Annotated in this window: 9 protein-coding genes; 7 read left to right on the plus strand and 2 right to left on the minus strand. The window is 64.8% G+C overall.

The window, feature by feature from the left end; genetic code table 11:
* Positions 1-17: 17 nt before the first annotated feature.
* Positions 18-1,844, plus strand: coding sequence for a putative bifunctional diguanylate cyclase/phosphodiesterase (locus tag LPB04_RS18035; RefSeq protein WP_193685879.1), 1,827 nt, complete (start codon positions 18-20; stop codon positions 1,842-1,844).
* Between the two features lie 36 nt (positions 1,845-1,880).
* Here LPB04_RS18035 and LPB04_RS18040 read toward each other — a convergent pair whose 3' ends face one another.
* Positions 1,881-3,530: a 3-(methylthio)propionyl-CoA ligase gene (locus LPB04_RS18040; protein WP_193685880.1), complete on the minus strand. Its 1,650-nt coding sequence runs from the start codon at positions 3,528-3,530 to the stop codon at positions 1,881-1,883.
* A gap of 266 nt (positions 3,531-3,796) precedes the next feature.
* Here LPB04_RS18040 and LPB04_RS18045 point away from each other — a divergent pair, with 266 nt between their 5' ends.
* The 6 genes from LPB04_RS18045 (at position 3,797) to LPB04_RS18070 (ending at position 8,345) form a co-directional block, all read left to right on the plus strand.
* Positions 3,797-5,221, plus strand: coding sequence for a protein adenylyltransferase SelO (locus LPB04_RS18045; RefSeq protein ID WP_193689069.1), 1,425 nt, complete (start codon positions 3,797-3,799; stop codon positions 5,219-5,221).
* A 33-nt stretch (positions 5,222-5,254) separates the two neighbouring features.
* Positions 5,255-5,650 carry a peptide-methionine (R)-S-oxide reductase MsrB gene (gene msrB, locus LPB04_RS18050; protein WP_193685881.1) on the plus strand — a complete coding sequence of 132 codons (396 nt, stop codon included), beginning with the start codon at positions 5,255-5,257 and terminating at the stop codon, positions 5,648-5,650.
* A gap of 13 nt (positions 5,651-5,663) precedes the next feature.
* Complete coding sequence (locus LPB04_RS18055; RefSeq protein WP_193685882.1) at positions 5,664-6,296, plus strand: septation protein A; 633 nt, start codon at positions 5,664-5,666, stop codon at positions 6,294-6,296.
* Positions 6,293-6,583, plus strand: coding sequence for a BolA family protein (locus LPB04_RS18060; RefSeq protein ID WP_193685883.1), 291 nt, complete (start codon positions 6,293-6,295; stop codon positions 6,581-6,583). The genes LPB04_RS18055 and LPB04_RS18060 overlap by 4 nt, the downstream gene beginning before the upstream one ends.
* 111 nt (positions 6,584-6,694) lie before the next feature.
* Positions 6,695-7,483, plus strand: a complete 789-nt coding sequence (locus tag LPB04_RS18065; protein WP_193685884.1) for a peptidylprolyl isomerase — start codon at positions 6,695-6,697, stop codon at positions 7,481-7,483.
* Between the two features lie 82 nt (positions 7,484-7,565).
* Positions 7,566-8,345 (plus strand): peptidylprolyl isomerase, encoded by a 780-nt coding sequence (locus LPB04_RS18070; RefSeq protein ID WP_193685885.1) that lies wholly within the window; start codon positions 7,566-7,568, stop codon positions 8,343-8,345.
* A gap of 249 nt (positions 8,346-8,594) precedes the next feature.
* Here LPB04_RS18070 and purL read toward each other — a convergent pair whose 3' ends face one another.
* Positions 8,595-12,620 (minus strand): phosphoribosylformylglycinamidine synthase, encoded by a 4,026-nt coding sequence (gene purL, locus LPB04_RS18075; RefSeq protein WP_193685886.1) that lies wholly within the window; start codon positions 12,618-12,620, stop codon positions 8,595-8,597.
* Between the last annotated feature and the right edge of the window lie 3 nt (positions 12,621-12,623).

The raw sequence follows: 12,623 nt of genomic DNA on the forward strand, positions 1-12,623 counted from the left end.
CCGATGGATACGAGCCGATGAAAGCGCAGCTGAAGGCAGGCGCCAACGGACCCAGCGCCGAGGGGCTGGGGCGCCTGCTGGTCATCCAGCAGGCTGTCGAGGCCATTCCCGACGAGCTGCGCATGGCCGACTTCGTACGCCGCGCCCTCGCGGGCCTGCCCGGTATCGCCGATGTCTTCCTGCATATCGAGGGCGTCACCTTCCCGGAGCCCGAGCTGGCGGCGCTGATCCAGCGCTGCCGCACCGAGATACCGGAAGACCCCACCCAGAACACGCAGCGCCAGCTCGAAGCCGGCATTCAGTGTTTCCCGATGGATTCGCCGGGCCAGCACCTGGGCTGCCTGGTCATCTATGTCGCGGACGAGCCCGCGCTGCGTCCCTATCTCCCGTTTCTGAGCAATATCTCGAGCGCCATCCACCGCATCATCGTGGGGCGCCGCGACCAGGCCCGCCTGGCCCAGCTGAACGAGGAATTGCGGGCCGCGCGCGACCACCTCGAAATGCGCGTGGCCGAGCGCACCCGTGAACTCGAATACCGCGCCACCCACGACCCGGTCACCGGGCTGGCCAACCGCGCGCTGCTGATCGACCGCCTGCGCAACGCCATCTCGAACGCCGCGCGCGACGGCAACATGGTGGCGGTCGTCTACCTCGACCTCGACAGCTTTTCCTTCATGAATACCGGATTCGGAAACGACTGCGGCGACGCCTTCCTGTGCGAGACGGCGCGCCGCCTGTGCCGCCTGGTGCGCGAGAGCGATACTGTGGCGCGCATCGGCTCTGACGAATTCGTGATCCTGCTCGCCGGACTAGAGAACGTCGAACGCAGCAGCGTGCGCCTGTCCGCCATGCTGGCCGCGGTGCGCGAACCGATGCCGCTGGCCGGCAAGGACGTGGTGGTCACGGCCAGCATCGGCGCCTGCGTCTACCCGCTCGACGGCGCCGATGCCGAACTCCTGCTGCGGCGCGCCAACACGGCGATGCACCGGGCCAAGGCCTCCGGCAAGGACAATATCCAGTTCTACGCCAGTACCCGCGACGCCGCGGTGGCCGAACGCATGGAGCTGGAAACGGAACTGCGGCGGGCGATCCCGGCCGGCGAGCTGGTCGTGTACTACCAGCCCAAGCTCGACGTCGAGACCAATACCTTCATTGGCGCGGAAGCCCTGGTGCGCTGGCAGCACCCGAAACGCGGCCTGCTGCAGCCGGGTCAGTTCGTCCCGATCGCGGAGGACTCCTCATTGATCGTCGCGCTGGGCGAATACGTGCTGCGCCAGGCCTGCCTGCAGGCGCGCCTGTGGCAGGAGGCTGGCCTCGGCGGCAGGACGGTCGCGGTGAATGTCGCGGCGCGCCAGCTGCGCGACGGGCGGCTGGTCGAGGCGGTCAAGGAAGTGCTGCGCGACACCGGCCTGGCGCCTGCCTGCCTCGAGCTGGAGATCACCGAAAGCTCGATCATGCACGACCTCGACCATGCGACGGCGCTGCTGCACGAACTGAAGGGACTGGGCGTGTCGATTTCGATCGACGATTTCGGTACCGGCTATTCCAGCCTGAGCGCGCTGCGCAATTTCCCCGCCGACAAGCTCAAAATCGACCGCTCCTTCGTGCACGAGATCGAAACCGTGCCCAGCGCGGCGGCGGTGGCGCTGGCCGTGATTTCCTTTGCGCGCACGCTCGGCATGCGCGTCAACGCCGAGGGCGTGGAAACCCTCGGCCAGGCCCAGTGCCTGAGGAAACACCACTGCGACGAGATCCAGGGTTTCCTGCTGGCCCGTCCGGTGCCGTCGGACGAGGTGCAGGCGCTGTTCAGGCAGCCGGGGCTGGCAAGCTGGGACGCTTCGTAGGGTGGGCGGGTCCCCCGCCCACCCTACGGTCCCAGGTCAGGCCGTCGGCAGCTTGTGTTCCCGGTACTGCTCGCGCAGCCGGTTCTTCTGGATCTTGCCGGTGGCGCCGGTCGGCAGGGCTTCGGTGAAGACGACATCGTCCGGCAGCCACCATTTCGCGATCTTGCCCTCGAAGAAGGCCAGCAATTCCTCGCGGGTCACGTCCATGCCCGGGCGCTTGACGACCACCAGCATCGGCCGCTCGTCCCATTTCGGGTGGGCCACGCCGATGCAGGCCGCCTGCAGCACGGCCGGGTGCGCCATCGCGATGTTTTCCAGGTCGATGCTGCCGATCCATTCGCCGCCGGACTTGATCACGTCCTTGCTGCGGTCGGTGATCTGCATGTAGCCGTCGCCGTCGATGGTCGCCACGTCGCCGGTCGGGAACCAGCCGTCGACCAGCACCTCGCCGCCCTCGTCCTTGAAATAGCGCTCGATGATCCACGGCCCTTTCACGTACAGGTGGCCATAGGTCTCTCCATCCCAGGGCAACTCTTTCCCCTCGTCGTCCACGATCTTCATGTCGACGCCGAAGATCGCATGGCCCTGCTTCTGCAGGATCTTGCGCTGCTCTTCCTTCGGCAGGCTCAGGTGTTTCACCTGCAGGCCGCCGGTGGTACCCAGCGGCGACATCTCGGTCATGCCCCAGCCGTGGATGACGTGGACATCGAGCTTGTCGATCAGGGTGTCCATCATGGCCGGCGGGCAGGCCGAGCCGCCGATGACGGTCCTGCGGAAGGTCGAGAATTGCAGCTTGTTCTGGATCGCATGGTTGATCAGGCCCAGCCAGACCGTCGGCACGCCCGCCGAGAAGGTGACTCCCTCGGCTTCGAACAGCTCGTACAGCGACTTGCCGTCCAGCGCCGCGCCCGGGAACACCATCTTGGCGCCCGACAGCGGCACCGAATACGGCAGGCCCCAGGCGTTCACGTGGAACATCGGCACCACCGGCACCACCGAGTCCATCGACGAGACGTTGAGCGCGCCCGGCATGCTCGAGGCGTAGGCGTGCAGCAGGGTCGAGCGGTGCGAATACAGCGCGCCCTTCGGATTGCCCGTCGTGCCGGAGGTATAGCAGAGCGAGGCCGCGGAGTTCTCGTCGAACAGGGGCCAGGTGTAGTCGTCGCTGGACGATGCGATCAGGTCCTCGTAGCACAGCAGGCTGGCGATCTTCGTTTCCTGGGGCATGTGCGCGCGGTCGCTCATCAGGACAAAAGCCTTGACCGTCTTGCAGTGCGGCGCGACCGCTTCGATCAGCGGCAGGAAGCTCAGGTCGAAGAACAGGTACTGGTCTTCGGCGTGGTTGACGATGTAGGCGATCTGCTCCGGATGCAGGCGCGGATTGACCGTATGCAGCACGGCGCCCGACCCCGAGACGGCGTAATACAGCTCCATGTGGCGGTAGCCGTTCCAGGCAAGAGTGGCGACCCGGTCGCCGATCTGCACGCCGAGTCCCTCGAGTGCCTTCGCCATGCGGCGCGCACGCTCCTCGCATTCGCGGTAGGTGTAGCGGTGCATGTCGCCCTCGACGCGGCGCGACACGATTTCGTTGTTGCCGTAATGGCGAGCGGCGAATTCGATGATGCTGGAAATGAGCAGGGGCTGGCTCATCATCTGGCCCATGAGCGGGCTCTTCGGATAGGACATGTGCAGGGTCTCCTGTGGTCGGAATACTAACTCTCGGTCGAGTGTGAGTCGGGCCGGCTCACCCCGTCAAGACGTTTCGATGCTGCGCCGCAGCACGACCGTGCTTTTCCGTTACGGGATGTAAGCGATCTTGCAAGCGAGGCGTGCGCCGATAGAATCGGCCCGGTACGGTAGAATCGCGCCATCGCCCCACCATTTGTACTGGAGTTGCCATTACGCCCGATGACCTGCAATTGACGAACGGCTTCGCCGCGCTGCCGCCGGCGATGTATACCCGCCTGATGCCGACGCCCCTGCCCGCGCCGTATTTTGTTGCGGCCAGCGGCCCTGCCGCGGCCCTGGTCGGGCTCGACGTCGAAGCGCTGGCGCAGGAAGCCTTCGTGGCCGCCTTCACCGGCAACACGCTGCTGCCCGGCTCCGAGCCGCTCGCGGCCGTCTATTCGGGCCACCAGTTCGGCGTCTGGGCCGGCCAGCTCGGCGACGGGCGCGCCATCCTGCTTGGCGAGCTCGACGGCCCGGAAGGCCGCATGGAACTGCAGCTGAAAGGTGCCGGCAAGACCCCGTATTCGCGCATGGGCGACGGGCGCGCCGTGCTGCGTTCCTCGATCCGCGAATTCCTCTGCTCCGAAGCGATGGCCGCGCTCGGCATCCCGACCACGCGCGCCCTGGTCGTGACCGGCTCGAACCAGCGCGTGATGCGCGAGAACATCGAGACCGCCGCGGTCGTCACCCGCATGGCGCCTTCTTTTGTCCGCTTCGGCTCCTTCGAGCACTGGCATTACCGCGACAAGCCGGAGGAACTGAAAACTTTGGCCGACTACGTGATCGACGGTTTCTATCCGGACCTGCGCGGCGCGGCGAACCCGTACAAGGAGCTGCTGGCCGAAGTCACGCGCCGTACGGCGCGCATGATCGCGCATTGGCAGTCGGTCGGCTTCATGCATGGCGTGATGAACACCGACAATATGTCGATCCTCGGCCTGACGCTCGACTACGGCCCCTTCGGCTTCATGGAAGCCTTCGACGTCAACCACATCTGCAACCATACCGACCAGGGCGGGCGCTATTCGTATGCGAACCAGGTGGCGATCGGCCACTGGAACTGCTATGCGCTGGGGAACGCCCTGCTGCCCCTGATCGGCACCGTGGACGAGGCCCAGGAAGCGCTCGACGTCTACATGCCGGCCTTCGAGGCGAAGCTGGACGAATTGCTGCATGCGAAACTGGGACTGACCACCGTGCTTGACGGCGACCGCGCCCTGTTCGACAGCCTGTTTACCATCATGCAGGCCAGCCATGTCGACTTCACGCTGCTGTTCCGGCAGCTCGGCGACTTGCAGGCCGATGCGCCGAAGGACCAGCCCGAACTGCACGACGCCCCGCTGCGCGACCTCTTCATCGACCGTGCGGCCTTCGACGAGTGGGCCCTGCGCTACCGCGAACGCCTGCGCGCCGAATCCAGCGTCGACGCCGAGCGCCGCGCCGCGATGAACCGCGTCAACCCGAAGTACGTCCTGCGAAACTATCTGGCCCAGCAGGCGATCGAACAAGCACAGAATGGCGATTATGCCGGCGTGCGCGATCTGCTCGCCGTGCTCGAGCACCCCTTCGACGAGCAGCCTGGCAAGGAACACTTCGCCGCGCTGCCGCCGGACTGGGCGGCCCACCTCGAGGTAAGCTGCTCGTCCTGATTTGAAGCATTGATTTACGAACGAAAGAATGTCATGACCGATAAAGTAACGAAGACCGACGCCGAGTGGCGTGCCCAGCTCGACCCGATGGAGTACCAGGTGACGCGCCACGCGGCCACCGAACGCGCCTTCACCGGCAAGTATTGGGATCACCATGAGCACGGCATCTACTACTGCGTGTGCTGCAATACGCCGCTGTTCGAATCCGATGCCAAGTTCGAGTCCGGCTGCGGCTGGCCCAGCTATTTCAAGGCACTCGATCCCGCCAACGTGATCGAAAAGACCGACCGCACCCACGGCATGGTGCGTACCGAAATCATCTGCGCCGTGTGCGACGCCCACCTCGGCCACGTCTTCCCGGACGGCCCGCCGCCGACCGGTCTTCGCTATTGCATCAATTCGGCCGCTTTGCGGTTTGAAGAAATCTGAGTATCCGAATCACATGAAATTCCTGTTCGATTTTTTCCCGCTGGTCCTGTTCTTTGCCGTCTACAAGATCGGCAACGGCAATGAAGCGGCCGCGCTGGCCATCGCCGACCAATACCTGGGCGGCATGGTTTCCGGCGGCAAGATCCTGGCAGGGCAGGCGCCGACCATGCTCGCCACCGTCGTCGCCATCATCGCCACCGTGCTGCAGGTAGGCTACCTGCTGGCGCGCCGGCGCAAGGTGGACGGCATGCTGTGGGTGTCGCTGTTCGTGATCGTCGTCTTCGGCGGCGCGACCATCTACCTGCACGACGAAACCTTTATCAAGTGGAAGCCGACCATCCTGTACTGGGTATTCGCCGCCGCCCTCCTGATCAGCCAGGTCTTCTTCGGCAAGAACCTGATGCGCAAGGCCATGGAAGAAGCGCTGCCGCTGCCGGACGCGCTCTGGCCGCGCGTCGGCTACAGCTGGGTCATCTTCCTGTTCTTCCTCGGCGCATTGAACTTGTTGATGGCCTTCGTGGTCTTTCGTAACAACACGGCGGCCTGGGTCAATTTCAAGGTCTTCGGCATGACCGCCATTTTCTTCCTGTTCACCGTCGCCCAGTCGATGCTGCTCATGAAGCACATCCCGCAGGAGGAAGCATGAGTCTGGACAACAAGGTCGACCACCGTGTCGAACGCATTCGCGAAGCACTGGAAGCGGCGCTCAAGCCCAGCCTGCTCGAGGTCGGCGACGACTCGCACCTGCATGCCGGCCATGCCGGCGCAGCCTCGGGCGGCGGCCATTACAGCGTGAAAATCGTCTCGGAACGCTTCGATGGACTGAGACTCGTCATGCGCCATCGACTGGTGTATGATGCCGTGGCCGAAATGATGCGGGCCGAGATCCACGCGCTCGCCATCACGGCCCTGGCGCCCTCTGAATCGGACTGAGGCCGGTTCAGGATCGCTTAAGTATTTAGACGCACAATCACGATTGAACTGCTCTGCAAAAAGAACTAAACCAATCTCGTCCAAGCAACTCCCTCCACAGGATATTCAATAATGACCGCTAAGCCAGCACGCCTGCTGTTCGCCTTGATCGCTGCCGCCACCCTCGCAGCACCCGCCTTCGCCCAGAACCTCGCCGTCGTGAACGGCAAGGCCATTCCGACCTCGCGCGTCGACGCGATCGTCAAGCAGGTCGTCGCCCAGGGCCAGGGCCAGGATTCGCCGCAGCTGCGCGAAGCGATCAAGAAAGACCTGATCGCACGCGAAGTGCTGATGCAGGAAGCGATCAAGCAAGGCTACGACAAGAAGCCGGACGTCAAGCAGGCCCTCGACAGCGCCCGCCAGGCCATCGTCGTGAACCAGCTGGCGCGCGACTACATTGCCAAGAACCCCGTCACCGATGCCGAGATCAAGGCCGAGTACGACCGCTTCGCCAAGACCCAGTCCGGCGAGAAGGAATACCACCTGCGCCACATCCTGACCACGACCGAAGACGAAGCGAAAGCCGTCATCGCCAAGCTCAAGGGCGGCGCCAAGTTCGAAGACCTGGCCAAGCAGAGCAAGGACACCGGTTCGGCTGCCAATGGCGGCGACCTCGACTGGGCTGCCCCTTCGGCCTTCCCGCCCGAGTTCGCAGCCGGCTTCACCAAGCTGAACAAAGGCCAGGTCACCGAGACCCCGGTCAAGACGGGCGCCGGCTTCCACGTCATCAAGGTCGACGACGTGCGCGCGGTGAAAGTGCCTGCCATGGACGAGATCAAATCGCAGATCGCGGAAAGCCTCACCCAGACCAAACTGGCGGCTTACCAAGAGGAAATGGTCAAGAAGGCAAAGGTGCAGTAATATGTTTGCCACCGGCGCCGTCGCAGGCGCCGGCCTGTCGTCGCCAGCGGGCGACTTTTCGAGTTTTTATAGGATCTGAACAATGATTTTGAAGCCAACCCGCCTGTTGCTCGCCATGTCCTTTATCGTGGCAGCACCTGCCTTCGCCCAGAACGTTGCGACCGTGAACGGCAAGCCGATCCCGGCAGCGCGGGTCGACCAGATGGTCAAGCAGGTCGTCGCGCAAGGGCGTGCCACCGATTCGCCGCAGCTGCGCGAAATGATCAAGAAGGACCTGATCGGCCGTGAAGTGCTGATCCAGGAAGCCGACAAGCAGAACGTGGGCGCCCGTCCGGAAGTCAAGGCCGCCATCGACAACGCCCGCCAGAGCATCATCATCAACGCGATGCTGGCCGACTACGTCAAGAAGAACCCGGTCAAGGATGCCGACATCAAGGCCGAGTACGACAAGGCGAAAGCCGGCGCACCGGACAAGGAATACCACGCTCGCCACATCCTGGTCGAGAAGGAAGAAGACGCGAAAGCGATCATCGCCAAGCTCAAGGGCGGCGCCAAGTTCGAAGAGCTGGCCAAGCAGAGCAAGGATCCTGGCTCGGCTGCCAACGGCGGCGATCTCGGCTGGACCGACCCGGGCCGTTTCGTGCCTGAGTTCTCGAAGGCGATGACCTCGCTGCAAAAAGGCGCCATCACCGACACCCCGGTGAAGACCCAGTACGGCTACCACGTGATCAAGCTGGAAGAAGTCCGGCCACTGGCGATCCCGCCGCTGGACCAGGTCAAGCAGCAAGTCGCGGAACAACTGCAGCAGCGCAAGCTGGCGGAATACCGCGAGTCGCTGTTGAAGAAGGCCAAGATCCAGTAATCCGGATCGGCTGAATAGAAAAAGGCGCTTCCACGGAAGCGCCTTTTTTATTGCTGCCGGCCTGTTGCCCTTCGTACGGTGGGCACGCCGTGCCCACGCGGCGATACGCATCGGCACCGTTTTCGTGCCCGCCGATCTTGCAGCCGCGTATCACCGCGTGCGCGTGGTGCTGGCATTTAGCCATCCCCACTGCCCACCCTACGAAAACGCCTCCCGAAGGAGGCGTTCTCATTCACGCTGGGCCTTGAATCAACCCACCCACTTGCGCGCATTGCGGAACATCCGCATCCACGGCGCGTCGTCGCCCCAGCCTGGGGGCGCCCACGAATGGACGGCCGTGCGGAACACGCGCTCGGCGTGCGGCATCATCGCCGTGAAGCGTCCGTCCGGCGTCGTCACCGCCGTCAGGCCGCCCGGCGAGCCGTTCGGGTTGAACGGATACTGCTCGGTCGCCTGGCCGCGGTTGTCGACATAGCGCAGCGACTGCGCTACCTGCCCGATATCCCCGGTCAGCGAGAAGTCGGCAAAGCCTTCGCCGTGGGCGATCGCGATCGGCGCCTGGGTGCCCGCCATGCCGGCGAAGAAGATCGACGGCGAGTCGAGCACTTCGACCATGCCGAAGCGCGCCTCGAACTGTTCCGACTTGTTGCGGGTGAACTTCGGCCAGGCGTGGGCGCCCGGGATGATCGATTTCAGGTTGGAGAGCATCTGGCAGCCGTTGCAGACGCCGAGGCCGAAGGTATCCTGGCGCGCGAAGAAGGTGGCGAACTGGTCGGCCAGCTGGGTGTTGAACAGGATGGTCTTGGCCCAGCCCTCGCCCGCGCCCAGCACGTCGCCGTAGGAAAAGCCGCCCACCGCGATCACGCCGTGGAAGTCGGCGAGCCTGGCGCGGCCGGCGATCAGGTCGCTCATGTGGACGTCCACCGCCGTAAAGCCGGCCTGGTGCATCGCCCAGGCGGTCTCGATGTGCGAATTGACGCCCTGCTCGCGCAGGATGGCCACGCGCGGACGCACGCCCCTTGCAATGAAGGGCGCGGCGATGTTCTCGCTCGGGTCGAAGGTCAGCTTCGGCGTGATCCCCGGGTCCGACTCGTCCAGCAGGCGCTCGTATTCCTGGTCGGCGCAATCGGGATTGTCGCGCAGGCGCGCGATGCGCCAGCTGGTCTCCGACCACAGGCGGTGCAGGCTGCTGCGCTTCTGGTTGTAGATGACCTTCGCGTCGCGCGTAAACTCGATCGCGCCACGGTCGTTGACCTTGCCGATGATGTGGCTGCAGGCGCCGAGGTTCAGCTCGCGCAGCGCGTTCATGACCGCGCTCTTGTCGTCCATGCGCACCTGCACCACGGCACCGAGCTCTTCCGAGAACAGCGCGCGCAGCGTCATTTCGTTGCGGCGCTCGCCGACCTGGCCGGTCCAGTTCTTGGCGTCGCCCCAGTCCGAGGCATGTTCGCCTTCCATGGTGAGGATGTCGAGATTGACCGACACGCCGGCGCGGCCGGCAAAGGCCATCTCGACCAGGGTGGCGAACAGGCCGCCGTCCGAACGGTCGTGGTAGGCGAGCAGCTTGCCTTCCTTGTTCAGGCGCTGGATCGCGGCGAAGAAGTTTTTCAGGTCGTCCGCCGAATCGACGTCCGGCACCGAGTCGCCCAGCTGCTGGGTCACCTGGGCCAGGCTGGATGCGCCCATGCGGTTCTTGCCGCGGCCGAGGTCGATCAGCACCAGGGCCGTCTCGCCAAGGTCGGTGCGCAGCTGCGGCGTCAGCGAGGAACGCACATCCGGTACCGGCGCGAACGCGGAAACAATCAGCGAGACCGGGGAGATGACCGACTTCGCTTCACCCTCGTCGTTCCAGGTGGTACGCATCGACAGCGAATCCTTGCCGACCGGGATGCTGATGCCCAGCGCCGGGCACAGTTCCATGCCCACCGCCTTCACCGTGTCGAACAGGGCCGCGTCCTGGCCCGGCTGGCCGCAGGCGGCCATCCAGTTGGCGGACAATTTGATGTCTTCGATCGAGGCGATCGGGGCGCAAGCGATGTTCGTGATCGCCTCGCCCACGGCCATGCGGCCCGAGGCGGCGGCGTCGATCACGGCCAGCGGCGTGCGCTCGCCCATCGCCATCGCTTCGCCCGCGAAGCCTTCGTGGCTCATCGCGGTGACGGCGCAGTCGGCCACCGGCACCTGCCATGGGCCGACCATCTGGTCGCGCACGGTCATGGCGCCGACGCTGCGGTCGCCGATGGTGATCAGGAAGGATTTGTCGGCCACGGTCGGCAGCAGCAGCACGCGGCGCGCGGCTTCCTCGAGCTCGATGCCGGTCAGGTCGATGGCCGGCAGCGCGCGCTTCACATGCTCGACCTCGCGGGTCATCTTCGGCGGCTTGCCGAGCAGGACGTCCATCGGCATGTCGACCGGCTTGTTACCGGCCAGCGGGTCGACGACCTGCAGCTGGCGCTCCTCGGTGGCCACACCGATGACGGCGAAGGGCGAACGCTCGCGCTCGCACAGCGAGGCGAACAGGTCCAGGTTGTCAGGCAAAATGGCAAGAACATAGCGTTCCTGCGATTCGTTCGACCAGATTTCCTTGGGCGCCATGCCCGATTCTTCCAGCTGAATCTTGCGCAGGTCGAAAATCGCGCCGCGCTTGGCGTCGTTCACGATTTCCGGGAAGGCATTCGACAGGCCGCCCGCGCCGACGTCGTGGATCGAGATGATCGGGTTGTCCTTGCCCAGCTGCCAGCAGCCGTTGATCACTTCCTGGGCCCGGCGTTCCATTTCCGGATTGCCGCGTTGGACCGAGTCGAAGTCCAGGTCCGCCGTATTCGTGCCGGTCGCCATCGACGAGGCGGCCGAGCCGCCCATGCCGATGCGCATGCCCGGACCGCCGAGCTGGATCAACAGGCTGCCCGGCGGGATGTCGTTTTTAAAAGTGTGCTGGTCGGAGATGTTGCCGATGCCGCCGGCGATCATGATCGGCTTGTGGTAGCCGTAGACGCCGCCTGCCGCCTGGGCGTTCTGCTCGTAGGTGCGGAAATAGCCGCCCAGGACAGGACGGCCGAATTCGTTGCTGAAGGCGGCGCCGCCGAGCGGGCCGTCGATCATGATCTGCAATGGCGACGCGATGCGCTCAGGTTTGCCGTAGACAGGCGCCTCGCCCTTCTCGCCTGGCTGGGTGACGTCGGCAGCGTTTTCCCATGGACGCTGGGCATCGGGCAGCAGCAGGTTCGACACGGTGAAACCGGTCAGGCCGGCCTTTGGCTTGGCGCCGCGCCCGGTTGCTCCTTCGTCGCGGATTTCGCCGCCGGCGCCGGTCGAGGCGCCCGGGAAAGGAGAAATCGCGGTCGGGTGGTTGTGGGTCTCGACCTTCATCAGCGTGTGGGTCAGCTCGGTCAGCGGCGCGTATTCCCCGTTCGGGCGCGGGAAGAAGCGCGTGACGACGGCGCCTTCCATGATCGACGAGTTGTCGCTGTAGGCGACCACGGTGCCCTTCGGCTGCAGCTGGTGCGTGTTCTTGATCATGCCGAACAGCGACTTGTCCTGCTTCACCCCGTCGATGATCCAGTCGGCGTTGAAGATCTTGTGGCGGCAGTGCTCGCTGTTAGCCTGGGCGAACATCATCAGTTCGACGTCGGTCGGATTCCGTTTGGCCCTGGTGAAGGCCTCGTACAGGTAGTCGATCTCGTCGATCGACATGGCAAGGCCCAGTTCCGTGTTGGCGCGTAGCAGCGCCTCGCGGCCCTGCCCCAGCACATCGATGGCTTCGAGCGGCTTGCCTTCGAGCTCCTGGAACAGCCGGGATGCTTCGTCGGCGCTGCGCAGGACGGTTTCCGTCATGCGGTCGTGCAGCAAGGCGGCGACCTGCGCCAGTTCCTCGTCGGCCAGCTTCTTCGGTGCGCCGATGCTGCTGCCGAGGATGCCGCTCTTGAGCACCAGCGTGTAGGCCACGCCGCGCTCGATGCGGTGCACGTGGCGCATGCCGCAGTTGTGGGCGATATCGGTCGCCTTCGAGGCCCAGGGCGAAATCGTGCCCAGGCGCGGGATGACGAAGAATTCGACGGTACTGCCTTCGTACAGCGTTTCCGGCACCGGCTCGCCATAGGTCAGCATGGCGGTCAGCTGCTGTGTATCGTCGATGGAAAGCGGCGCGGCGCTGTCGATGAAGTGGACAAATCGGGCCTGGACGGCGGCAATCGCGGGCGCGGCTGCTTGCAGTTGGGTCAGGAGGCGTTGGCTACGAAAGACAGACAGGGCATTGGAACCCGGCAGAATCAACATGGC

It is taken from the genome of Massilia litorea (assembly GCF_015101885.1).
GTDB lineage: Bacteria > Pseudomonadota > Gammaproteobacteria > Burkholderiales > Burkholderiaceae_D > Telluria > Telluria litorea.

Excerpts from the sequence above, each read along its gene's own strand:
- LPB04_RS18035 (WP_193685879.1), top strand. The coding sequence starts at position 18 with ATGAAAGCGCAGCTGAAGGCAGGCGCCAACGGACCCAGCGCCGAGGGG.
- LPB04_RS18040 (WP_193685880.1), bottom strand. The coding sequence starts at position 3,530 with ATGTCCTATCCGAAGAGCCCGCTCATGGGCCAGATGATGAGCCAGCCC.
- LPB04_RS18045 (WP_193689069.1), top strand. The coding sequence starts at position 3,797 with ATGTATACCCGCCTGATGCCGACGCCCCTGCCCGCGCCGTATTTTGTT.
- msrB (WP_193685881.1), top strand. The coding sequence starts at position 5,255 with ATGACCGATAAAGTAACGAAGACCGACGCCGAGTGGCGTGCCCAGCTC.
- LPB04_RS18055 (WP_193685882.1), top strand. The coding sequence starts at position 5,664 with ATGAAATTCCTGTTCGATTTTTTCCCGCTGGTCCTGTTCTTTGCCGTC.
- LPB04_RS18060 (WP_193685883.1), top strand. The coding sequence starts at position 6,293 with ATGAGTCTGGACAACAAGGTCGACCACCGTGTCGAACGCATTCGCGAA.
- LPB04_RS18065 (WP_193685884.1), top strand. The coding sequence starts at position 6,695 with ATGACCGCTAAGCCAGCACGCCTGCTGTTCGCCTTGATCGCTGCCGCC.
- LPB04_RS18070 (WP_193685885.1), top strand. The coding sequence starts at position 7,566 with ATGATTTTGAAGCCAACCCGCCTGTTGCTCGCCATGTCCTTTATCGTG.
- purL (WP_193685886.1), bottom strand. The coding sequence starts at position 12,620 with ATGTTGATTCTGCCGGGTTCCAATGCCCTGTCTGTCTTTCGTAGCCAA.